The 24,806-nt window shown below is 39.2% G+C and carries 20 protein-coding genes; 6 read left to right on the forward strand and 14 right to left on the reverse strand.

From position 1 onward, the window contains the following. Positions 1–23: 23 nt before the first annotated feature. Both HMJ38_RS05805 and HMJ38_RS05810 read right to left on the reverse strand, forming a co-directional pair. Positions 24–920 carry a sterol desaturase family protein gene (locus HMJ38_RS05805; protein WP_194973428.1) on the reverse strand — a complete coding sequence of 299 codons (897 nt, stop codon included), beginning with the start codon at positions 918–920 and terminating at the stop codon, positions 24–26. Positions 921–992: 72 nt separating this feature from the next. Then, a complete protein-coding gene (locus tag HMJ38_RS05810; protein WP_194973429.1) occupies positions 993–1,448 on the reverse strand; it encodes a GlcG/HbpS family heme-binding protein in 456 nt (151 codons plus the stop codon). Positions 1,449–1,576: 128 nt separating this feature from the next. Here HMJ38_RS05810 and HMJ38_RS05815 point away from each other — a divergent pair, with 128 nt between their 5' ends. After that, positions 1,577–2,680 (forward strand): Gfo/Idh/MocA family protein, encoded by a 1,104-nt coding sequence (locus HMJ38_RS05815; RefSeq protein WP_194973430.1) that lies wholly within the window; start codon positions 1,577–1,579, stop codon positions 2,678–2,680. Positions 2,681–2,778: 98 nt separating this feature from the next. Here the strand turns inward: HMJ38_RS05815 and recG are convergent, their stop codons facing one another. Further along, the gene (recG, locus tag HMJ38_RS05820; protein WP_194973431.1) at positions 2,779–4,872 is read right to left on the reverse strand and encodes an ATP-dependent DNA helicase RecG; all 2,094 of its coding nucleotides are present in this window, start codon (positions 4,870–4,872) and stop codon (positions 2,779–2,781) included. A 269-nt stretch (positions 4,873–5,141) separates the two neighbouring features. Here recG and HMJ38_RS05825 point away from each other — a divergent pair, with 269 nt between their 5' ends. Both HMJ38_RS05825 and HMJ38_RS05830 read left to right on the forward strand, forming a co-directional pair. Then, complete coding sequence (locus HMJ38_RS05825) at positions 5,142–6,410, forward strand: LamG domain-containing protein (protein WP_194973432.1); 1,269 nt, start codon at positions 5,142–5,144, stop codon at positions 6,408–6,410. Between the two features lie 197 nt (positions 6,411–6,607). After that, on the forward strand, positions 6,608–8,422 hold the full coding sequence (locus HMJ38_RS05830; protein ID WP_194973433.1) for a serine hydrolase: 1,815 nt from the start codon (positions 6,608–6,610) through the stop codon (positions 8,420–8,422). Positions 8,423–8,436: 14 nt separating this feature from the next. Here the strand turns inward: HMJ38_RS05830 and HMJ38_RS05835 are convergent, their stop codons facing one another. The 10 genes from HMJ38_RS05835 to dapF form a co-directional block, all read right to left on the reverse strand. Continuing rightward, entirely contained in the window at positions 8,437–9,417 is a 981-nt protein-coding gene (locus HMJ38_RS05835) for a TlpA family protein disulfide reductase (RefSeq protein WP_194973434.1), read from the reverse strand. Between the two features lie 122 nt (positions 9,418–9,539). Beyond that, positions 9,540–11,807 carry an aminotransferase class III-fold pyridoxal phosphate-dependent enzyme gene (locus HMJ38_RS05840; protein ID WP_194973435.1) on the reverse strand — a complete coding sequence of 756 codons (2,268 nt, stop codon included), beginning with the start codon at positions 11,805–11,807 and terminating at the stop codon, positions 9,540–9,542. 55 nt (positions 11,808–11,862) lie between these two features. Then, positions 11,863–12,684 carry a zinc finger domain-containing protein gene (locus HMJ38_RS05845; RefSeq protein ID WP_194973436.1) on the reverse strand — a complete coding sequence of 274 codons (822 nt, stop codon included), beginning with the start codon at positions 12,682–12,684 and terminating at the stop codon, positions 11,863–11,865. Positions 12,685–12,701: 17 nt separating this feature from the next. Beyond that, entirely contained in the window at positions 12,702–13,565 is an 864-nt protein-coding gene (locus tag HMJ38_RS05850) for a histidinol-phosphatase (RefSeq protein ID WP_194973484.1), read from the reverse strand. A gap of 34 nt (positions 13,566–13,599) precedes the next feature. Next, positions 13,600–14,370 (reverse strand): SDR family NAD(P)-dependent oxidoreductase, encoded by a 771-nt coding sequence (locus HMJ38_RS05855; RefSeq protein WP_194973437.1) that lies wholly within the window; start codon positions 14,368–14,370, stop codon positions 13,600–13,602. A gap of 117 nt (positions 14,371–14,487) precedes the next feature. Then, positions 14,488–15,264, reverse strand: coding sequence for a S1/P1 nuclease (locus tag HMJ38_RS05860; protein WP_194973438.1), 777 nt, complete (start codon positions 15,262–15,264; stop codon positions 14,488–14,490). A gap of 285 nt (positions 15,265–15,549) precedes the next feature. Beyond that, positions 15,550–16,743 (reverse strand): M20 metallopeptidase family protein, encoded by a 1,194-nt coding sequence (locus HMJ38_RS05865; protein WP_194973485.1) that lies wholly within the window; start codon positions 16,741–16,743, stop codon positions 15,550–15,552. Beyond that, positions 16,703–17,272, reverse strand: a complete 570-nt coding sequence (locus HMJ38_RS05870; protein WP_194973439.1) for a hypothetical protein — start codon at positions 17,270–17,272, stop codon at positions 16,703–16,705. Before HMJ38_RS05870 ends, HMJ38_RS05865 begins: the two co-directional genes overlap by 41 nt. A gap of 10 nt (positions 17,273–17,282) precedes the next feature. Then, positions 17,283–20,663 carry a preprotein translocase subunit SecA gene (secA, locus tag HMJ38_RS05875; protein WP_194973440.1) on the reverse strand — a complete coding sequence of 1,127 codons (3,381 nt, stop codon included), beginning with the start codon at positions 20,661–20,663 and terminating at the stop codon, positions 17,283–17,285. A 297-nt stretch (positions 20,664–20,960) separates the two neighbouring features. After that, positions 20,961–21,734, reverse strand: coding sequence for a diaminopimelate epimerase (dapF, locus tag HMJ38_RS05880; protein WP_194973441.1), 774 nt, complete (start codon positions 21,732–21,734; stop codon positions 20,961–20,963). Between the two features lie 194 nt (positions 21,735–21,928). Between dapF and HMJ38_RS05885 the strand changes: the two genes are divergently transcribed. From HMJ38_RS05885 to HMJ38_RS05895, 3 genes are all read left to right on the forward strand, one after another. After that, the gene (locus HMJ38_RS05885; protein ID WP_194973442.1) at positions 21,929–22,699 is read left to right on the forward strand and encodes a superoxide dismutase; all 771 of its coding nucleotides are present in this window, start codon (positions 21,929–21,931) and stop codon (positions 22,697–22,699) included. A 131-nt stretch (positions 22,700–22,830) separates the two neighbouring features. Continuing rightward, positions 22,831–23,298, forward strand: coding sequence for a pyrophosphohydrolase domain-containing protein (locus tag HMJ38_RS05890; protein ID WP_194973443.1), 468 nt, complete (start codon positions 22,831–22,833; stop codon positions 23,296–23,298). A gap of 223 nt (positions 23,299–23,521) precedes the next feature. Beyond that, a complete protein-coding gene (locus HMJ38_RS05895; RefSeq protein WP_194973444.1) occupies positions 23,522–24,352 on the forward strand; it encodes a hypothetical protein in 831 nt (276 codons plus the stop codon). Between the two features lie 162 nt (positions 24,353–24,514). Here the strand turns inward: HMJ38_RS05895 and HMJ38_RS05900 are convergent, their stop codons facing one another. Further along, complete coding sequence (locus HMJ38_RS05900) at positions 24,515–24,748, reverse strand: hypothetical protein (protein WP_194973445.1); 234 nt, start codon at positions 24,746–24,748, stop codon at positions 24,515–24,517. Positions 24,749–24,806 lie beyond the last annotated feature (58 nt).

Below are 24,806 nucleotides of genomic sequence, written 5' to 3' on the forward strand. Positions count from 1 at the left end.
AATCCATCATTAGGCGAATTACATCAAACTTTCACTTTTTCTTTTTCCCTAAACTCATTTTTCACTCCTTCCAACAAACTCGGGCGGGTAAAAACCATTGCATAAGCCTCTTTCAGAGATTTGGAATTTCGGACGTCTTTTACAATATCCGACCACTCATGAAAATTCAAAGTTATGGGATTATAAGATTTCACCTGCTTGGTCAATCCATAATTTGCCTGCTCGCCTTCTGGCATAAATGTGCCAAATATCCTGTCCCAAATAATAAATGTTGAACCATAGTTTTTATCCAAATAATGCTCGTTGGTAGCATGGTGTACACGATGGTGGGAAGGTGTGGTAAAGAAATATTCTATCGGTCTTGGCAATTTTCTGATATATTCTGTATGTATCCAAAATTGATACAATACTGCCAATTGATGAATGATAAAGAAGACAACCGGGTGAAAACCAGCTAAAACAACCGGTATGAAAAAAATTATTTTGATATGTTGAGTCCAACTTAATCTAAAGGACACAGACCAATTGTACTTTTCTGAATTGTGGTGGGTCACATGTGTTGCCCACCAAAATCTATTTTCGTGTGCGACCCTATGGGCCCAATATCTCCAAAAATCCAACCAAAACAAACAAAGCACATAAGCCCACCAAGTGTGGGGAATAGACCACGGGATGAGGTTATAAAAAAACAAAATGATACCAAAAGTCAACACTTTAATCGCTGCACTCATACCTGCATTGACAAGTCCGATAAAGGTCGCTGTCAAAGTATCTTTTCCGTCATAATAACCCTTGTTGTTTTTGTAGGAAAAAACCCATTCCAGAACGACCAAGAAAATCATTACAGGAGTCGCAATAAGGATAAGGTTAGGAAGATCTAAGTTTACAATGTGTTCAAAGGTTAATTTTTCTTTTTCCATAAATTCAAAAGTATTGATAATTAATTGTTGTCTAATAATGGAAGGTTACATAGTGACTATTTGATAAAAAAATCATAATGATTTAATACCTGCCTCAGCAATAATCCCATCCTGAGCGGAAGTAACGCCCGAAACTCCAATAGCGCCCACACATACACCATCTTTGAAAATAGGCAATCCACCTTCTACCGCTACTGCATTGGGCAGTGTAAGAATATGTACACCTCCACTTTTTACCAAATCCTCAAAAACCTTGCTAGATCTTTTGAAAAATACTGCGGATTTTGCTTTTGCTTGAGCAACCTCCACACTTCCAATCTGTACGCCATCCATTCTTCGGAGCGCAATCAAGTGTCCGCCGCCGTCCAAAATGGCAATGACAACATTCCAGTTTTCAAGTCGTGCTTTTTCCTCAGCAGCGTCAGAAATCCTAAGGGCTTCCTCCATAGTCAAATAGGGTTGCATTTGAGCTTGAGTGATAGCATTAAATGATATTAAGATTAAGATAAGTAAGGTTAACTTTTTCATGTGTCCATTCAGGTTAAGTAAAATTGATAGTATTATTCCTAATTTAATTATTTTTTTGAAGCACTGATTAAAAAGTCTTAAATTAAAACTTCAATAATGTCAAAGAAAAACTTAAACCTATCAAAACCATGAAAAACATCAGTAGAAGGGATACTCTAAAAACTTTAACTCTGGGCACAGGACTGGGTCTCTTTTCCCCACTTACATTAATCTCCTGTAATGAGGCTCCAAAAAATGGCAAGCTAGGTGTGGCCTTGGTAGGTTTGGGCTACTATAGCACTGATCTTTTGGCGCCTGCTTTACAACAGACAGAACATTGTTACCTAGCAGGAATCGTAACAGGAACGCCTTCTAAAGCTGCTGATTGGAAATCAAAATACAATATTCCCGACAAAAATATTTACAACTACAAGAATATGGATAAGATAGCAGACAATCCTGATATCGATGTCATTTATATTGTCCTTCCCCCCTCCATGCACATGGAATATACCATCAAAGCTGCACAAACAGGCAAGCATGTATGGTGTGAAAAACCCATGGCTGTAACTGTAGAGGAGTGTCAGGCCATGATTGATGCCTGTAAAAAGAATAATGTATCACTCTCCATTGGCTACCGATGCCAACATGAACCCAATACTTTGGAGTATCAGAGAATTGTCAAAGAAGGCCTTTTGGGGAAAGTTACCCAAGTGGATTGTGCCGCAGGATACCGAGAGGGAAGAACTGATCACTGGAAACAGAAAAAAGAAATGGGCGGTGGTGTTATCTATGACATGGGTGTATATGCTATTCAAGGTGCAAGATTGGGCAGTGATATGGAACCTGTTGCAGTCAACTCTGCCAAAATCTGGACAGAAAGACCTGAAATATATCAAGATGGTTTGGGAGAAATCGTGGAAGCACAACTTGAGTTTCCCGGTGGAGTTTTGGGCAACATTAAAACATCCTTTGCTGAGAATGTAAACTTTTTGAATATCACTTGCGAAGAGGGAACTATTGAAATGGCACCATTTTCTGCTTATGCCGGAAACAAGGGTACCAGTCCTCTTGGTGAGATCAATTTCCCATATGAGGTTCCTTGGCAACAAGCCAACCAAATGGACATGGATGCCTTGGCCATCATGGGGGGTAAACCGATGCCTGTTCCGGGCGAAGAAGGCTTACGAGATATCAGAATTGTGCAGGCTATTCTAAAAAGTGCTGAAACCGGGCAGAGGGTGGTGATATAACTGGCCCGCAGATTTCCCAAATATCCGCAGATAACCAAAATTTGGTTTATGAATGAAAATGATATTTCCTTTTTGATCTGTGAAATCTGCGGGACAACTTAAGAAATCCTGCTCCAGTTGATCGCGTGTTTCTTTTGGTTTCTGATCTGTCTCAGGACCATGGTGTTTTGGGGCTGAGACAAGTCCGGATCTTCCTGTAAAAGCAATTGCGCTGCATCACGTGCCAAAGTCAAGATCGGTGCATCTTTGCTCAGATCTGCAATCAATAAATCTGCAACCCCGCTTTGTTGGGTTCCCATCAAATCTCCCGGGCCACGTAATTTCAGATCCACATCCGCAATCTCAAAACCATTGTTGGTCCTGACCATTGTTTCTAATCGTACCCGACTGTCTTTTGACAATTCATATTTGGTCATCAGGATACAATAAGACTGATCTGCCCCTCTGCCAACTCTTCCCCTTAATTGATGCATTTGTGACAAGCCAAAGCGCTCTGCATTTTCAACAATCATTACCGAAGCATTGGGCACATTTACGCCCACCTCAATAACAGTTGTGGCTACCATGATTTTGGTTTCTCCTTTGACAAAGCGCTGCATTTCAAAATCTTTGTCCATCGCTTTCATTTTTCCATGGACTATACTGATCGGAAATTCAGGAAATGCCCGGCAAACGCTTTCATACCCATCCATCAGGTTCTTCAGGTCCAATGTTTCAGATTCTTCGATCAGAGGATAGACTACGTACACCTGTCTTCCTAATAAAATTTGTTTTCTCATAAAACCGAAGACTTTCAACCTGTCTTTATCATAGCGATGCACGGTCTGAATGGGCTTTCTCCCTTTGGGCATTTCATCAATGACCGAAATATCAAGATCACCATACAATGTCATGGCCAATGTTCTGGGGATTGGCGTGGCTGTCATGACCAATACATGCGGAACAAAATTTTCGTTTTTTGCCCAAAGTTTTGCCCGCTGTGCTACACCAAAGCGGTGCTGTTCATCAACAATCGCCAATCCCAGGTTTTTGAATTGGACGATATCTTCCAAGAGGGCATGGGTTCCGATAATGATATGTAGATCGCCTGAAAGCAACATTTCATGGATGATTTTTCGGGTTGACTTTTTGGTAGATCCTGTCAGCAAGGCAATCTTCAAACCCATCAGGTCTGCATATTCCTTCAAGCCTTCATGATGCTGATTGGCCAGAATCTCTGTTGGTGCCATCAAACAGGTCTGTGCCCCGGAACTCACAGCAATCAAAATACAGATAAAGGCTACCATGGTCTTGCCACTCCCCACATCACCTTGAATCAGGCGGTTCATCTGTTTGCCTGATTTCATATCCCCAAATGCCTCCCTAACAACTCTCTTTTGTGCTTCTGTCAGCTCAAAAGGCAAATGCTCTTTGTAAAACTTCGTAAGCAATTCTGTTTGGTTGAGAATCTGTCCTCTTGACTTTTCTGTTCTGGTGAGTTTCAGTTTCAATAACCTCAACTGCACGAAGAAAAATTCTTCAAACTTCAATCTAAATCTTGCCTTTTGAAGGATTTCTGGGTTTTCAGGGAAATGAATTTGCTTCATCGCTACCTGTTTTGAAATCAGGCTAAATCGCTGTATGATTTCCAAAGGCAAAGTTTCCTGAATTTGGGGATAGGCTACCTGTACCAGACCCTCCAATATCCTGGAAATTCCTTTGGAATCCAGGTATTTCGACCTCAGCTTTTCTGTAGTTGAATAGACCGGTTGAAAAAAACTCTTTTCCTCCTGTACCTGAGAAAGCGGTTCCATTTCCGGGTGGGCGATGCTGAATTTTCGGCCGTATTTATTGGGCTTGCCATAAAATACAAAGGCAGGTCCGATCAGCAGTTTTTTGACAACCCATTGAATCCCTTTGAACCAAGTAAGTTCCATTTCTCCGGTCTCGTCATAGATATAAGCTACCAAGCGCTTTCTTCTATCATCTCCAATGGTTTCTGTTTTTCGGATTTTGGCTATGACCTGTACATTTTCAAGGTCCTCGTTTAGCTCATTGATTTTGTAAAACTTTGTCCGGTCTTCGTAGCGAAAAGGATAATATTGTAACAACTCTCCATAGGTAAAAATATTCAGCTCCTTGTTGAGCAAAGCAGCTTTCTGCGGACCCATGCCGCGGAGGAATTCTATTTTGGTATCGAAGAATGAGGACAAATTGAGTATTTTGGTTTCAATTGTCAAATTAAATAGGAAGGATGGGATTTGCTAATAGGATTTTTCATTCAACATAAAAGCAAGAAGCATAATAAAAGAAAATAGCAAACCAATATATTTTTAGTTTTTATTCAAAAAAATAGATTAATCTATTGATTTTCAATTACTAAATGAGAAAAATCATTAAGTGTCATGTGCAAAATCATTTCAGGAACTTTAAGTCAGATTTACCTTTACCGGACTATTGTTAACTCTAAAATTGTAAAAAAATGAAAACAAAAAAAAGGATTTGCATTCAAAGCTACTTGGTAGTTTTGTTTACACTTGGTTTAATGTTTTCCTGCGAGCAATTTGCTCCAATGGAAGAGCCGGTATTGTTATTGGAAGAATTTCAAGATCTCACAGGAATAGAACTTGAACAGGAAAATGATCCATTAAATGCACGATTAATTTACGCTTCAGATTGTAAGTCGGATTGTATAGAACTTGGCAGCGGAAAATATTTTGCAAAAAAAGACTCCAAAAGCAAAAGTTCAGGAATCAATACAAAAAAAATTTCCTACAAAGTGTTCAATACCGAAGAAAAGTTTGTAGTAAAAGTCAGGTATGATATTACCTCAGGTCCATCCAAAGCAAAAGCTAACATTCATGTCCAAATAAATGGAAAAAGTAAAGAGTTTAAAAATGTACCTTCCGGTTACACGGCAACTTTTTCAATACCTCTTGAAAAAGATTGGAAAGGTTGTGATGAAGTTTCATTTTCAATTCTGCAAAAAGGTCTTGGTTCACCCATTTCCTTCACTGAAACTTATCCTTTAATTCCTGTTTGTAAATATGAGAAAGGACTTGTTTTATGGAATGAACTTGGTAGCGATTACGAAGTTTTAAATAGTAAGTTCGGTCCTAATCTTAGCTTTTTTGATGAGAATAATGGACTAGATATCCCAGCCAATAGAGAATATGTGCCAGGCAAATTTGGAAATGCAGTTACTATTGCTCCTGGAGATTATTTTCCTTTAGCTAGAGTACACAACCTAGTGTTGAAAAATATAGATGAAATTTTAAATCCAGAAAGAGGTACCATATCAGTTTGGTATAGCCAAAGAACAAATCCTATTGGGTATAAATTTGATACATATAGAATATTTGATGGTCCTTATGGTTTTAGATCAGGAATAAGTTTGTCGAGCTATGATGGCACTTTTTTCGGAGATAAAAAAACTAATGTTTTTTCTTTCGCTCTTGGACGTGAACCATCACAAGTAATTATCAAATTTTACCCAATTGAACAAACTAAAGACTGGATTCATATTGCAGCAGTTTGGGATAGAAAGGGAATTTCAGGTTCAAAAGAAGCTATGCAACTTTACATTAATGGGAAAAAAGTAGCCGCAACAACATCAAATAATTGGAGTTCAAGTTTTGGAGATCCATTTTGGAACAATATGGTTGATATCGCTGGGGCAAATGGCTCTCCTGAAGGAAAGTTTCTCTTAGATGACCTCAAGATTTATAACTATGCAAAAACGGATTTTTAATTATAAATATGAAAGCCCTGAGGAAGAAATTCTCAGGGCCTTTTTTATTCAATAGATCGGTTTTTCTACAACTCTAGGATTAACTTTGTAATTCTTCAAGAATTCGATATGTTAATAATCAGATTTGATTTTTTTCATTAGATTTCAAAAAAATTACCAAAATTAACCTATCTTTTTCTTTTTAATTGAGTTATTCCATGAAACAACTATTCCTCTCCCTTCTAATCTTTCTGGTCTCTCTGACTTCTATAGCTCAAAAACAAAAGGCTGACAATCGTTTTGAAGGTCTGGATTCCGAACTAAACAAAGTCCTCGAAACCTGGAATGCAGCTGGATTTGCTGTTTCCGTAGTGGAAAAAGACAAAATCATCTATTCAAAAGGCTTCGGTTACCGTGATTACGAAAATAAAATTCCTGTAACTCCAAATACACTTTTCGCCATAGGATCAAGCAGCAAGGCCTTTACATCTGGGCTGTTGGGGGTTTTGAGGGAAGAAGGCAAATTGTCATTTGATGACAGTCCCATCAAACACATCCCCGAACTTCGGTTTTTCAATAATGAGATGAACAACCTGATTTCCATCAAGGATATCATGACCCATAGAACGGGGCTTCCAAGACATGATCTCAGCTGGTACTTCTTCACTACCCAATCCCGGGATTCATTGATGCAAAGAATTCAATATCAGGAACCATTTGCCAAGCCTAGGGAACAGTGGTATTACAATAATTTTATGTTTCTGACCCAAGGGGTAATCGCAGAAAGGATTTCAGGAAAGCCCTGGGAAGACATCGTTCAGGAAAAGTTTTTTGATCCCTTGGAGATGAAAACGAGCAATGCAGTAATCACAGGCCTGAAAAATGGCAAAGATGCATCTTTTGGCTACGAAGTAAAAAACGATTCCATTATCAAAAAAATGGACTATTATGACATTGCCGCTATGGGTCCTGCCGGGAGTATCAACAGCAGTGTCAATGAAATGTCCAATTGGTTGATTGCTTGGATCAATGGAGGCAAATTCAAGGACAATCAAATTCTTCCTGAAGCCTATGTCAAGGAAGCTATGAGTCCGCAAATGATCATGGCAAACAGCATCCCCGATAAAGAATTTCCGGATATGCATATCAGTACTTATGGTTACGGTTGGATGGTTTCTTCCTATAAAGGACATTACAGGGTGGAACATGGAGGGAACATTAATGGATTCTCTGCGAATGCGGCATTTTTCCCGATGGATAGTATTGGAATTGTGGTTTTGTCCAATCAAAACGGTTCCCCGATTCCCGGCATTGTCAGAAATATAATCAGTGACAGATTGTTGAAAGTAGATAAGACCGATTGGAACAAGATCCAAAAAGAAAAAGCTGATGAAGCCAAAAAACAAGCTGCTGCAAATCAGGCTCAATCTAGCTCAATTCAAAAAAAAGGAACCAAGACTTCTCATCTTTTGGCCGAGTTTACCGGGGAATATTCTCATCCTGGTTACGGAATGGTAAATATTCAACTTGAGAGAGATTCCCTTTTTGCAAACACTCCTTATCAAAAAGTCTGGTTAAAACATTTTCATTACAATATCTTTTCACTGGTGGGTATTGAAAATGGAAAGGTTGATACCACTACGGTTTCTCCCATGCAGTTCAATTTCAGAATCAATAATTTGGGAGAAATCGCTTCTCTTTCTTTCAAAGCCGAACCAATGGTGGATGCCATAGAATTCAAGCGTAAACCCAAGGAAATTGAACTGGATAAAGAAACCTTGGAAAAATATACAGGGGATTATGACTTGGGCGGGCAGGTTGCCAAATTTTATTTAAAAGAAGGAAATGTGAATACGCTTTTCCTTTTTGTGGCAGGTCAACCGGAATATGATCTCCTACCTATTGGTAAAAATAAATTTGCATTAAAAGTGGCAGAGGGTTATACCATAGTATTTACAGAAGATGAATCCGGAAAAATTATTGAAGCTGTTTTTAATCAACCTAATGGCGTTTTCGTCGCAAAAAGAAAATAGAAATTTAAAACCCTCTATTCAACGGCTTCTGATAAAGCTTGCAATCGGCTTACTATTCGCTTATTGAAGCCCCTAAATTTTCTCTCAATAATCCCATCCGGATTAATTACAAAAAAAGTAGGCGTCAGATCTTCATCAAAGTAATTAAAAGCCTCTCCATATATGTCCAATAAATTGGTCCATTTAATATTTGCCTTTAAATCAGCTCTGTAATTTTGCCATCTGTCAAAACTTTTGTCCGACCAAACAGTGACGATTTCATATTCTTCTTTCACTAATTCATGAAATTGGGATAAGAGTGAAATGGTAGATAATGAATAAGCACTTTCTGAGTTCATCAGGACGAGCAACTTTGGTTTTTGATCAGATTTGAATAGCTGTTGACGCTCATTATTTGAATTTATGAGTTCGATATTTTTTATTTTATCACCGCTTTTGGGTGATGTGATGGACTTTACGGTAAGATATACCTCTAGTTTTTTGGCATAAATGGAATTACTGGTTTCGATAGGAATCTTTTGAAACAAGTCCCTGACCACTTCCAAAGGGTACTTTTCCTTTTCTGCCTCCAGGAAATAGATTGCCGGTAATTTATCCAAATTCTTACCGATGAGTTCAAGCTTTTCATTCTTGGTAGCTTGTTCAAGCTTCTCAGAAAAATTTTGGTGTTGATAAGGTTTATCTATTTCCCATTGGGCAGATTTTAGCAAAAACTCCAGCTGCAGGTGCACTTCCAAGTCATCCACCCAGATTTTTGGCGTTAAATAATTGATTCTTCCTTTTTTGGATACAGCATAAAATTGAACTGCGGTCGGAAGCTCAGAAAAAAGCATGCTTTGCGAAAAGGTGATTTCCGGACCAACCGGTACACCTCCACCTTCCCAATAGAATCCCTTCTTGCTTTTTAAAAAATCAATCTCAAAATCAACTTTTTCCTGTGCACGAATACTCAAACAAATGCTCCACAATACAATCAAAAGGAATACTTTTCTCATTTAATAAAACAATTATCTTTCAACGAAATCAAATCAGTTCTTGATGTTGTGGGAAATCTGATTTTTTGATTTGATTTCAGAAGGTTATCTGATATGTAAATCTATCCATTAAAATTTTAAATCTAGCAGGGAAAATCTTTTAAAATCCCATCCATTTCCTCTACTACCTGAAGGGCATTTTCTCTGGAAAATATCAAAGGAGGTTTAGTTTTCAGGACACTGTCTTTTGGCCCATCCGTACTGATGAGAATGTAATTTTCTCTTAATTTATTTTTTATGATTTTTGCCAGCAAGGGATCTTCCTCCTTGGTGCCAGGTTTGACCAAATCCACACCAAGAAACAAACCTGAACCCCTGACATCTCCTATGCAAGTGTGCTTTTTTTGGAGTTCATGAAATAAAGATTTGTAGTAATTGCCTACCATGTTGGCATTTTCCTGCAATCCTTCTTCCTCCATCACCTCCAAAACTGACAACCCTATGGCACAGGAAACCGGATTGCCTCCGAAGGAACTGAAAAACTCTACTCCCTTTTCAAAAGACTCCGCAACTTCTTGGGTACAGACTACAGCTCCCATTGGATGGCCATTTCCCATTGGCTTGCCCAAGATCACCATATCCGGCACCACAGCATGTTGCTCAAAGCCCCAAAAACAATCCCCAACCCTGCCAAAACCGGTTTGCACCTCATCAGAAATACAAAGTCCTCCATTGGCCCGAACAGCCGCATAAACTTCCCGCAAATATCCTGGGGCCAGAGGTATTTGTCCGCCGCAACCCACAATGGGTTCAGCGATAAATGCTGCTATCGGCATTTGAAAGTTGTTTATCAATCCTTTGGCATCCTTGGCATATGCAATTCCTGATTTTTCGCCTTCTCCTGTGTATTTTCCACGATAGGCATCAGGAATAGGAACTTTCAGGATATAGTCTTTTTGGCCCTGCCCTTTGGGATTGTTAAACTTATAATCTGAAATATCTATGGAAATCTGAGTATTTCCATGGTAGCCATGCTCAACTACTGCTATCCCCTCTCTTTGGGTGTGCCACTTTGCCATTCGGATGGCCAGGTCACTGGCCGCACTGCCTGAGTTCACAAAGAAAACCCTATTCAAAGATGATGGAAACTTGGCCAACAATTTCTCCGCATATTCAGGCAAAATGTCATAAAGATATCGGGTATTGGTATTAAGCCTGGCCATTTGCCTTTGACCTGCTTCCACAACCTTGGGATGTGAATGCCCTACATGAGGAATATTATTGTATGCATCCAGGAAAGTATTGCCATAGACATCATACATATATTGAAAAGCAGCCCTTTCCATTTTGATGGGCTTGCTGTAACTGACAGATAAAATGCTACTGAGGTATTGATTGCGGTAAATCAGGCTATCTTCCAGGGAAAGTGCCATTTTCTTAGCCAAGCCTGCCGCCTCCCTGAATCTATTTTCTGCTTCAATAGGATTGATTTTCAGCCATCCATAAAGCATTTTCCAGGCATTTTCTTCACTGACAGAGGTATAGGAGTTTTCAGGATCAGTTATTCTGGCGTGGGCCGAATTACAAACACTGGCGCACAACCTCGCTGCAATCAGGTAATACAGAGCTTCCAACTCTTTTTCTTCAAGGGGGATTACGGATTGGTAACCCTTTAATACCTCAACCCCCCATTCCAAATAATTATCTTTGTCGTAAGCGGCATAAGTCATAGCAACTGCCAACTCCTGAATTAATGGCGCATAAGCCAAATCCCCAAAATCAATCAATGCCAAATCTTTATTTTCTCTGAAAAGAACATTCCATTCGTTGGCATCATTGTAAATAAACGACTTTCTCAAACCTGAAAGATGTGGCCTAACATTTTCTTCAAACTGCAGGAAAAAAAATCGTACCGCATTCCTGTCTTTACCCGAAGGGATATCTTCGAGGAATTTATGTACCAATTCAAGGTATTGAATATCCCATTCCCATTTCCTTGATTGAATCAAGTAGCTTTTTTGTTTTCCAAGTTCCTGATCTAATTCCGCCAGAAGAATCCCTAAAGCATGATAGTCAGCCTTTGAAGGATTCAAGTCTCCCAAAAACGCTCCATCCAAAAAAGTAAGCAACCTGCCTACCAGTTTTTGACCGCCAGATTCAATCAACTTAACATAGTTTCCGTCCTCAAAGGGAACCGGTTCGGGTATTCTTCCATGAAACCTTTTTTGCAAAGCATGCAAAAATTCCGTTTCCACCTGGACTAAATCAAAGGTCTCTGAAGTAAAAGGATAAGTTTTAAAAATATATTTACCACTATCTGTTTCAACCAAATAGTTAACATTGTCATAACCATTTAATTTTTTAAGTTCCACCGAAAGGAACCCAATGGATGTTTTTAACAGATCATGCATCAGGAAAGGTTTTTCAATTTCTTTACAATATCTACAAAAAATAAAATATTGTCCTTTACAATTTCTGGCAATTTGGGCAAAAATATACTGCCCCTCCCATATAGGATTCTTTTTCTATTTTTCCGCCGCATTTTGGACAGGGCTGAACCAAGGTGTTTTTTGAAAGAATGGTTTTGTATCCTCCATTTTTCCCAAAAAGATCTTTCTCGGTGTCCCTTCCCCCAAGGTCAGTCATTTTCCTGAGTGTGATTTTAAGGCTGTGGAACAAATCTCTCTTTTCCAATTCAGATAAACTGGATTTCTTTGTTTTGGGATGTATACCGGCATTGAAGAGAATATCCTGCAATACCCCATTCCCAAGGCCCGGTATTCTTTGCTCGGTAGCCAACAAAGATTTTGCGGACATATCCTTTGTCGAATCAAGAATTCCCTGAAAAACCTTTTCATTAAAGGCTTCATCCAATGGAGAAATCGCATTCAAACTACCGATATGGTATTTATTGTTTAATTTCCCCCGATAGGCCATGATCCCCCCATACATAGCTACCGTAAAAGCCAAGCAACTCCCATCTTCAAAAACCAACAGCAACTGATGCTTGGTAGGAGCTTCTTCGAAATTGGAATAATATCGCATATTCACTCCATCGCTTATAGAAACACTCACATTTCCATCAAAATGGACGTCCACAAACATTCCATGTCCCTGCGTGGATTGTACAGTTCTTCCTTCCAGAAGTTTTGGGTAATCTTTGGGATCGCCTTCGTACCAAGCCATTTTATGGACATGGGTGGACGGAATGACCTTGGCCAATTTTTTGCCAGTCAGAATTTGGGACGCCTGTAAACTCAGCGTTTTGGATTCAGGGATTTCTATCATAATCAGCTTAATTTAAATTACCACTGAATTCCATTTTCATCAAAAGGCATAGCCTGCCACGTATTGTTCTTCAAGATCATTAGCTCTTTAAATCCAAGGTGTTTTAAGAGTACAGCAGTATTTTTATATTCCCCTATGATTTCTTTTGGGTGATGTGCATCTGAATTGAGGCAGATCGGTATCCCAAATTCCTTCAACAATCCAAGTCCCAATTCACCGGGATAGGTCTCCGAAGCCCTTTTTTTATACAATCCCCGGGTATTCACCTCTGCTATCACTCCGGATTTTGCGGCAACTTCCAAGGTCTGTTTCAAAAGCTCCTGATACCATGTTTCATTCTCATCGAAAAAAAAATGGTGATGGTTCTGCATCTTTATCTTATCTATATGTCCCAGAATGGTTGGGCAATCCTTTTCCAGCATTTGGATGGTGTATTCGAAATATTTTTCCAACACCTTCCTGATATCATTACCAAAAATCTCTTCCAGTCCTTTTTCAAAAGTAATCAAAGGTCCGTCAATTTCCCATGGCATACCATCTTCAAAAGCATCTACAAAGTGAACAGAACCTATTGAATAATCCAGGTCAAGATCATCTACCCACTTTTTGATAACTCCTGATTGCTGGGGAAAATAATCAATTTCCAAGCTTTTGTATATTTCTATTTGTCCGAAGTATTTTTCGGCAGCAGCCTTGATATCCTTTAAATAAGCAGGGATATCTTTCTCTTCCATTGACCATTTGTTTTCAAATGAAACAGGACTATGGGAGGAAAAACCCAAACTGACGACACCCTCAATGATACCTTGTTGAACGTGGGTTTCAATCTCTTCCACCCCATCGCAATATTTACAGTGGTTATGGTAATTGGTCCAAGTCATGATACCTCTAACATTGAATTTTTTTCTGAATATTTCAACTAATCTCTTTACTGGCAATTTTGGTCATTATTGGAATCTTAATCCATTTTGGTAAAATCATGATGAAAAACCAAATCATTGGGTTAACCACAATATCGGCCTTTTTTAGGAAAAGTTCCCGGATACATTTTTTGGCAATGAACTCAGGTTCTAATACCATAAATTTTCCAAAAAATCCCTTTTCCACTCTTTTCATGATTTCATCATTGGTTCGGATCGGTCCGGGACACACTACACTGACAGAAACATTCGTACCCTTCAATTCCTGATTAAGACCTCTTGAAAAGGAATAAACAAAAGATTTGGATGCAGGGTAGACCGTTTTGAAGCCTATGGGAAGATAAGCCGCCAAACTAGAAATATTCAAAACATATCCTCTAGGTTGTTTTAAGAGGTTAGGAAGTAGTTGATGGGTAAGTACAGAAGTAGTAATTACGTTTAGCTTGATAATATTATTGAGGTAATCAACATCCGCATCAGTCATCCTAATTGTTCCTCCCACTCCGACATTATTGATAAGGATAAAGAGGTCAAAGTGCTGATTTACCCAATTTGCAAGGTCAATTACATTTTGATAAACGGATAAATCCGTCTCAAAGCACTTTGAATCTATCTCATATTTTTCCTTCAATTCTGTGCAAAATTCCTGAAGCCCATGGTTTGGCCTACTAACCAAAATGGTATTGATTTTCATTTTGGATAGTTCAATTGCAAAAGATTTACCTAAGCCATGCCTCGCTCCTGTGATAAGTGCATATTTTTCCATAATTACCCTATAAGATAATTATTGAGTTTCAATTATCACATAGCGAATGAGAAAATAAAAAAAACCGACACATTTTTGTGTCGGTTCGCGTATTTTTAAGAATTTTCCTCCCCAAAATTAACCATAAATTTCTTCCAAAACCTGCGCCAAGCGGATTCCTCCCGCAGTCAATCTCTCTTCTACATGATGATAATGCTTGTAGATATATTCATATCCTATCCTTCCATTTTCCGGTATGTCATACATGTCAGGTCTTATGGCAGCCGCTTCTCTCAGCCAATCAGCAGGAGTTTTTGAAGTATATTTATAAATCAATTCGGGATTGATACGCTTCTGTAATTCAGTTGCGATCTCTGTGTAACTCATTTTCTTGCCCTCGATCAAATCAGAATCCCAAATTGCATGGATATTGGTTTCCTTGTTAAAAAAGCTCACTTTGACATCATTTCCTCCGCGGTCTCCGGGTTTACCCACATGAAAAGGTTGATGAAGATCTCCGACAATGTGAATCAATAATCTTAACTGGTCTCTTTCTTCTTCAGGACTCAAGCCACCTTTTTTGAGGGTTTCTTTAATTTTGAGAAATGCAGCATAAGCATCACCTGATTCTTCCTGAATACTTGGGTCATATTCACCATCAGCTGTTGTAACCCAGTGCCAAGTATTGGTGTAATCATAATTTCTGTCTGATCGAATATTGTCCATCCAAACGCCTACCCCTGAAATAGATTCGTGATGTAAAATTGCCTCAACTTTTTGAACTGTCTGAGGTTTCATTTGCCATTCAGCCAGTTTTCCAATCACATAATGACCAATTGGTCCCCAGGCAAATGACTGGTTATTGATGCTAACTGCTAAAATTACTGCTAGTATTAGATTTTTGGTTGCTTTCATTTTTTAAGGTGAAATATGATAGATATAAAGATGAAATACGATAAATATAAGATGGAAATAAAGTGGAAATACTATAGAAATAATTTGAAATATTGGTGATTTGATAAACCCAGGTGTTTCCTTTCAAGAAAGACTTTTCCTTGTCATGTCGAAGTCAGGAGACATCTGCAGAGACGAAAGAGTCAAGAAACTGGTTTTTATGCTTGCTTAGTAACAATGCAGTTCACTATTTCTATTTATTTCGTGAACCTGTCTGCCGATAGGCAGAGTATTTCTACAATATTTCTATAGTTTATGTTCCAATTCATTAACAGCTATCCAAGCCATCAGTCCCGCTCCGATTTCGAGGGCATCCTCATCAATATCGAAAGTAGGTGTATGGACTCCTGAGATAATACCTTTGGATTCATTGCGTGTTCCCAAGCGATAAAAACAGCCGTCAATTTCTTGTGTATAATAGGAAAAATCTTCTGCGGCCATCCAAATATCCAAGTCCTCCACATTTTCTTCACCAAGGTAATCAATAGCAGCAAGCTGTGCCCTTGAGGTCAATTCTTCTGCGTTCTTAAGAAAAGGATATCCTTTTCTGACTTCGAAATCCAATTCACCTCCCATACCTTCCACAATTCCCCGAGCAATATTGACCATATTTATGTGGGCTTTGGCTCTCCATTCTTCATTAAGTGTCCTGAAAGTACCCTGGATCTTTACCTCGTTGGGTATAATATTGGTGGCTCCCAAGGCTTCTACTCTCCCAAAGGAAAGAACCGAAGGCGTTTTAGGAGAAGCATTTCTACTAATCACTTGTTGCAAGGCTACAATCATATGCGAAGCAATCAATACCGGATCCACCAAAGTCTCGGGCATGGCTCCGTGACCCCCTTTACCTTTGATGGTAATATAAAGTTCATCAGCACTCGCCATATACATGCCTTTTCTGAATCCCACTTTACCAACAGGTATCAAGGGCATTACATGCTGACCGATTATTCCTGAAGGGCGAGGGTTTTCCAAGGCCTTATCCTTGATCATTAAAGATGCACCACCAGGTATCAATTCCTCTCCAGGCTGAAAAATAAGTTTCACTGTCCCTTCAAAATCGTTCTTTAATCCCTGTAAAATTCTAGCTGCACCAAGAAGTGATGCTGTATGAACATCATGCCCGCAGGCATGCATGACTCCGGTATTGGTAGATTTATATGGGACATCATTTTGCTCGATAATAGGTAAGGCATCCATATCTCCCCTTAAAGCAATTGTCTTATGAGATGGATTTCTCCCTTCTATCAATGCAACTATTCCTGTTTCAGCTTTTCTTTCCAGCTTGGTGATACCAAAACTTTTTAGCTGCTCCTCAACAAAGGCTGCTGTTTTGAATTCATGAAATGAAAGCTCTGGATGGGCATGAAGGTGCCTACGGTTTGCAATAATTTCGGCTTTATAGTCGGTTGCCAGTGACTTGATTTTGTCTTTCACCATCATCTATTGGTTCTGGGTTGACATATTCTTCTCTTTGAAACCTATCCTGAATGATCCGGGCAGAGGGGAATGTATCTTTTAATTTATGGTAATGGGCCTGTGCCTCAATTCTGTTGACATATTTTCCAACTTTCACCAAATAACGGGGCTGTTGATATTGCATGTCTGTTTTGATGTCCGGGAAATGTGTGAAAAGGTCATTTCTGGTTTTGAAAGCCAGATCTCTATCAACCCCACTGTAAACCAAAACAGTAAACCCACTCCAATATCTTTCTCCTCTATTGCTCTCAGTAAAATTCTGCAAGGCAATTTCCAAGTCGCGATCTATTGCCAAAGATTCGGTGCTTGTTACTATAGGTTGTGCATTTTCTGCAACCTGTTTTTCCAGAGATGGAAATGTGATTCTGATTTCACTTAAATCTTCCTGATATCCCTCATAAGCATCAGCATTAGAACCTCCTTTTTGAAGAAGTGCACAAGAGTTTGTTAAAATTAACAGGCCAATCAGTCCAATCAGTGATTTTTTCATGATGTTATTGTTAATGTTCAATTACTATACATTTTCCGTCAGCAACATCCCTTTCTACACTTTTGTATTTGACATCTTTAACAGTTTTTCCGTCAGCATATTGAACCGAAACCTTGTCATTTCGGCCATAAACTTTTTCTGATTTTCTAGGCGCAACCACCTGTGGTGCTTCGGTCCTATTGGCAACTGCAGCTGCTGATTGTCTTCTTGATCCTGGATTAAGGCTACTGCTGACTTCTTCTTTGGAGGCCTTAACATTTCCATCATCCCTTCTTTGGGATTGAGCAGCTTTAACCTGACTAGGATCCTGAGTAGGAAGTTCTGCTTTTGAAATGAAAGAAATCGTATCTTCATTCAATCTACCCACAAACCTTTTGAACATTTCAAAAGCCTCAAATTTATAAATCAAAAGTGGGTCTTTTTGTTCATAAACCGCATTCTGTACAGACTGCTTCAGGTCATCCATATCACGGAGATGCTCTTTCCAGTTTTGGTCAATGATGGCCAAAGTCACATTCTTCTCAATTGCACGAATCAGATCACTCCCCTCATGTTTGACAGCAGACTCCAAGTTGATAACTACGCCTATCTGCTTGACCCCATCTGTGATGGGTACCATGATTTCTTTTACAGTAGCACCTCTTTGGATATGTACATCTTTAAGGATTGGCAATGCTTTCTGTAATATCTTTTCATTTTTGGATACATAGTTTTTATAGGCTGCATCGAACAACTCTCTCGTCAATACATTCGAGTCTTTTGATTTTAGATCATCAATCGTAAATGGATGGTCAATACCCAGGGAACTAAAAATGTTCATTCTGAGATTTTCAACATCTTCTGTTGACTTACCCATCTGAACGATATCTTCTGACACATCATACATGACATTCAGAATATCCAATTCAAGGCGCTCACCCATCAGCGCATTTTTACGCCTTTTGTAAACCACCTCTCTTTGAGAGTTCATAACGTCATCGTATTCCAACAGACGTTTTCTTACTCCAAAGTTATTTTCTTCGACTTTACGCTGTGCCCTTTCGATGGATTTGGTAATCATGGAATGTTGGATTACTTCTCCTTCTTCCAGACCCATTCTATCCATCAATTTGGCAATTCGGTCAGAACCGAACATCCTCATCAGGTTATCTTCCAAGGAAACAAAGAATTGGGATGAACCCACATCCCCTTGACGTCCGGACCTACCTCTCAGCTGCCTATCGACTCTTCTGGATTCGTGTCTTTCAGTACCAACAATGGCCAAACCTCCTGCAGCTCTGGATTCAGGGGTCAATTTGATATCAGTACCTCTACCCGCCATGTTGGTAGCGATGGTGACCGTTCCTGGCTTACCGGCTTCAGCTACAACATCGGCTTCCCTTGCGTGTTGTTTTGCATTCAAAACCTGATGTTGGATTTTTCTGATCGTAAGCATTCTGCTCAACACTTCAGATATCTCAACTGAAGTTGTACCCACCAAAACAGGCCTTCCTGCAGTCGTCAATTCGACGATTTCGTCAGCTACTGCATTGAACTTTTCACGAACGGTTTTATAAACTTTATCTTCTCTATCATCCCTGACGATTGGCTTATTGGTCGGAATGACCACTACATCCAACTTGTAAATTGTCCAGAATTCACCCGCTTCCGTCTCGGCAGTACCAGTCATACCTGAAAGCTTGTGGTACATCCTGAAATAATTCTGCAGCGTGATAGTGGCATAGGTCTGGGTAGCATCTTCCACTTTCACGTTTTCCTTTGCTTCAATGGCCTGATGCAGTCCGTCAGAGTACCTTCTGCCTTCCATCACACGGCCTGTCTGTTCATCGACAATTTTTACTTTTCCATCCACAAGGATGTACTCTGTATCTTTCTCAAACATACAATAGGCCTTCAGCAATTGATTGACAGTATGGATTCTTTGGGCCTTGATGCCGTAGTCTTTGATGATTTCCTCTTTTCTGATCAGTTTTTCACGGTCATCTAAATCCGGGTTTTTCTCCATATCTGCGATCTCAACACCGATATCGGGCAAGATGAAGAAAGTTGGGTTCTCGTTTTTCGTGGTAATGACCTCTATTCCGTTATCGGTCAGTTCTATGCCATTGGTTTTTTCTTCAATGGTAAAAAGTAAAGGTTCATCAGCCTCCGGCATCATCCTTTTATTGTCCTGAAGATAATAATTCTCAGTTTTCTGAAGGATAACTCTGATTCCTGGTTCAGAAAGGTACTTGATCAATGGTTTGTATTTGGGCATACCCCTGAAAGCCCTAAACAAAGACAAACCACCCTCTTTTTCATTTCCTTCGGCAATCAGTTTTTTGGCTGAAGCCAGAAATCCCTGCACCAATTTACGCTGCTCATCGACCAAAGTAGAAACCCTTGGTTTCATGTCCATGAATTCATGTTCATCACCTCTTGGAATGGGGCCTGAAATGATCAATGGTGTTCTTGCATCATCAATCAACACAGAGTCAACTTCATCAATCATGGCAAAGTGGTGCTTTCCCTGAACAAGGTCATTGGCATCACGGGCCATATTGTCCCTCAGGTAATCAAAACCAAATTCATTGTTTGTGCCATATACAATATCAGAGGCATATGCTTTTCTTCTTTGATCTGAATTCGGTGGATATTTGTCTATACAATCTACGCTTAGGCCATGGAATTCGAATAATGGGGCATTCCACTCGGAATCCCTTTTTGCCAGGTAATCATTGACAGTCACCAAGTGAACGCCTCTCCCTGCAAGTGCATTGAGGTAAGCAGGTAATGTAGAAACCAAAGTTTTACCTTCACCGGTGGCCATTTCGGCGATTTTACCTTTATGTAGCACCATTCCTCCGATCAGCTGTACATCGTAATGGACCATGTCCCATACGACTTCTGTTCCCGCTGCCATCCATTTGTTATGCCAAATAGCCTCTTCTCCAGAAATCTCAACATTGGCTTTTTTGGCTGCCAGTTCTTTGTCAAGTAACGTCGCTTTGACGACTAGTTTCCCGTTTTCCTTAAATCTTCTTGCTGTTTCTTTGACAATTGCAAAAGCATCGATCAAGACTTTATCCAAAGTCACTTCCAAGGCCTCATCTCTTGACTTTTCGGTATTGTCAATTTCATTGAAAAGCGCATCCTTCTCATGTACCTTATCAGCAGCAAGTGCATTGATTTTTTCCCTTAATTCAGCTATTCTATCATCAAATGTTTTTAAATCTGCATTGATGATCGTTTTGATTTCTTCGGTTTTCGCCCGCAGTTGGTCATCACTGAGGTTTTTTAATTTATTAAAGGCATCATTGATCAGGGGAACCCTAGGGGCCAATTCTTTTATATCTCTATCTGACTTCGTTCCAAAAACTTTTGCCAGACCTTTGGCTAATAATTCTAACATAATTGATTCAGTATAATATGGGGCCTTAAAATTAAGGCCTTTTTGTTAATAATCTTTATGAGATATGAGATATGAGATGTGAGATATGAGATTTGGGTCTATTTAGATATACAAGTAAGTATAGAGCAATAAGGGCAATAGAGAAGAGACAAAATAGAATTTTGTTTTTACTTAATATTTATTGGATCACCTCCATTATATTGATTTAGGTGAAACAAACCCAAGTCTTGGCCCTCGTTTCTTGTTTCTTGGTTCTCAAATCTCACGTCTCACGTCTCACGTCTTATGTCTCAAATCTCATACTTCAATTCTTCCTTCAAAAACCTGTTCTGCTGGCCCTATGAGTTTAATGCGGTGAAAACTCCCATCTGGATTTTCAGTAAACCTAACCTTTAAATTGCCCCCGAGTGTTTTTATTTTAACTTCATTGAGCCCTTTTTGGTTACCATATACTATGGCACATGCTGTAACTCCTGTTCCACAGGACAGGGTTTCGTCTTCAACTCCTCTTTCGTATGTCCTGACTTGAATTTCTCCATTGGTCAAGGGCGTGACAAAATTCACATTTGTCCCTTTGGGTGCATAGTTGTCATTGTAGCGGATTTTGGTTCCTTCTTCAAATACAGGATATTCAAGCACATTTTCCACAAACCTTACATGATGCGGAGAGCCTGTATCCACAAAGAAATCATGGCCTGCATTTTCCAAATTTAAAACTGGACTCATGCCCAACTCCACCTCATTTCCCACAACTTTTGCCTCATGCGCGCCATCTATGGCATAGAAGTTAGTATTTATTCCAATAATTCCCAGAAACTTGGAAAAAGCCACAGCACACCTCGCTCCATTTCCACACATACTCTGAGAACCATCTGCATTGAAATAAATCATTTCAAAGTCAAAACCTACTTTGTTTCGAATTAAGATCAGTCCGTCCGAACCAATCCCAAATTTTCTGTGACATAGATTTTGGATCAGAGGAAGGTTTTTTTCAGGGAAAGCATTTGATCTGTCATCTATCATAACAAAATCATTTCCTGTGCCCTGATATTTATAAAAGGAAATTTCCATGTCTATTTTGATACCTTTTAGAGGTAACGTATTTTTTTCAAAAACCAAACCAAGTATTTATGGTTCTACAAACATAACCAACTTGTCACAATTTCAGACTTAATGTCTGATTTATGGTTTCAAAATCAAGTCGAATTGGTTAACTTGGAAATTCTTTAGAATGAAAAACCATTTCAAAAAGAAAAAATCAATCTATGAAAAAGACAAATTTTAATGTTTCCAGAAGAACATTTCTAAGCCATAGTTCAAAGGCGACCTTTGCTTTGGGCATAGGAAGCAGTATGATCGGCTCTGCATTTCTGACCGCCTGTGGTGGTGGAGAGAGTGAAGGAGAAGCCGTTTCTTTACTGAGTACAGGTTTCGAACAGACTCCATTAGGTTATGATTATATGGCTTTGGAGCCACATATCGATCAAATGACCATGGAAATACATTATACCAAACACGCCGCAGCTTATGCCAAAAACCTTGGAGAAGCAGCGTCAGAAGAAAATGTGGATGTAAGCAGGCCTTTGGAAGAAGTGATGATGAATATCTCCAAGTATTCAACCAAGATGAGAAACAATGGAGGCGGACACTACAATCATGAGCTTTTTTGGAAAATCATGACGCCTTCGGGACAGGGAATGCCAAGCGGCAATTTGGCAGAAGCCATCACAGGAGCATTTGGAAGCTTTGAAGTTTTTAAAGAGCAGTTTGAGACAGCCGCCAAAACCAGATTTGGATCAGGTTGGGCTTGGTTGGTATTGGATAAAGACAATTTACTGAAGGTAGGTTCTACCCCTAATCAGGACAACCCTTTGATGGACATCTCCGAATTTCAGGGAATACCGTTAATGGGCATCGATGTATGGGAACATGCCTATTATCTCAATTACCAAAACAGAAGACCTGATTATGTGACTGCCTTTTGGAGTGTTGTCAATTGGGATGAAGTGGGCAGACGATATGATACTTTAGTATAATAAACTGCTTAAAATAATTATTAAGTGGCCGGTTTTTCCGGCCATTTTTATTTTATTTGAAAAAGCGTTTTTCCCCAAATCGGGGAGTATAATTGATAAGTTTTTAAAACACCACTTCTATAAATTCCTCCATGCAAGATCCAAAAAGCCTCACCTCAGTCGCTGCTTTCCATCAGACTTTCAAACATCCCATCCTTCCCGAACCCCAAATCCCTGATGCAAAGAGATGTCAATTGCGGGTTTCCCTGATTTCCGAGGAACTGAAAGAATTGGAAGAAGGAATTCAAAACGGAGATATCGTGGAAATTGCCGATGCCCTTTGTGACATCCAATATGTATTGTCCGGGGCAATTTTGGAATTCGGATTGGCTGACAAATTCAAGGAACTATTTGATGAGGTCCAAAGGTCCAATATGAGCAAAGCCTGCAAAACCGAAGGGGAAGCCCAAAAGACGGTTGAACATTATGCAAGTCAGGGAGTAGATTGTTTTTATGAACAAGAAGGTGAACTGTTTTTGGTATTTAGAAAGGAAGACCGGAAAACTTTAAAGTCTGTTAATTACTCGCCGGCGGATTTGAAGGGGGTATTGGGGAGATAAGGTCTATAAAATGAATATTGTTATTGATTATAATATAATTATCAATAATCTGTTTACAGCGAAGATAATACGTACATATCTGAATAAAAAGAAATAGTATGTCGGAAACGGCGAATATACCAAATAATTTTTTTAACTTTTTTTAGTTTAATCCCGTACAATTGAGTATCCTTTTTAAGGACATTTTCAATGTAAGTATAAGATTCATTTAATTCTGAAACCCATGAAAAACAGACTTATTCTTCTTTCGGTTTTTTTGATGCCTTTGCTATTGATTCCTATCTTCTCTCAGGCCCAGTTTGAGGTTGGTTTAGGATACCTCAACTCCACGCCCCGAGGGCCGATGAGTACTTATATCAATCGTGCAAGTCATGGCTTTTCTACAGATTTGGCCTACCGCATTCCCAAGACCAAACTCAGTGTAGGTGTTCAATTTGCAATTTCAGATTATGGAAATGAAAAGCGGGAAGAATTGTATCGCTTTGATAATGGCTATGAAGGCAATGTTGATGTAGAAATTTATAACCTCTTTACAAACAATTCAGCATATATAAAGTATGATATTGTGGATAACGGATTTGCCCAGCCTTACCTGTTTTTTGGAGGCGGTTTGAGCAATATTTCCACTGATTTGTCCATCCTTGATCCAAGAGAGGTATTTACCTCAGATTGTCCAAAACCTTTGGAATCCACTACATTAGTGAGCGACCGGACTTCATATTTACTCCTGGGCGGCGGCCTAAGGTTTGATTTGAGTTATCCTTTCAAATCCCTCGAAAGAAGAAAATGGCTTTTTGATATTCGCCTTAACTACCTAAATGGCGGAGAAGTAAGGTACATGAGTTTGAACGAACCTAGCAACAACACAACCACCCTAAGAGGCGAAAATGTATCTTTTGATTTTGTGAGTGCTGCACAGCCTGATATAATTCATGAATACCATGCAGGCTCTTCTTACAGGACACACATGCAGTTTATCACTGTCAATGCCGGCCTGTTTTATGTTTTGGGAAATAAAAAAGGGGATGGTGCTGGTTATTTAAATCGTTGGTAATTATCGCATGATGTGCGGCTAAATACGAGGGTCATTTTTTAAAGACTTGATCTGTTCCATCACAATACTTCGAAATTTACTGCCAAGTCCTCTTTGGATATCATTGTACCATTTCTTTAATATCTACAATGGCATCAGGATCTACTTTGACATTACAGGTAATCATTCCTCATTCAGGATTTTTTGAGCTTCTTCCAAGTCCAAAAGTCTTTCAGGGTCTTGCCGAACTTTTTCAAACCTGTTCATCACTAATTTTTGATGCTCATCGTAAATTTCAATCAAAACATCTTTCTTGGAAGCAAATTCAAGCATACTTTCAATGGCATTGATAAGGTCAATATCATTAACCTGTTTGACTTTTTCAATAATTATGGCTTTTTGATCTTCTATACTCATCGCTCCAAATATTTATTTTAGCCTATTTACATCAAATCCATCCAAGATGCACAAGATC

This window comes from Aquiflexum lacus (genome assembly GCF_015476655.1).
Taxonomy (GTDB): Bacteria; Bacteroidota; Bacteroidia; order Cytophagales; family Cyclobacteriaceae; genus Aquiflexum; species Aquiflexum lacus.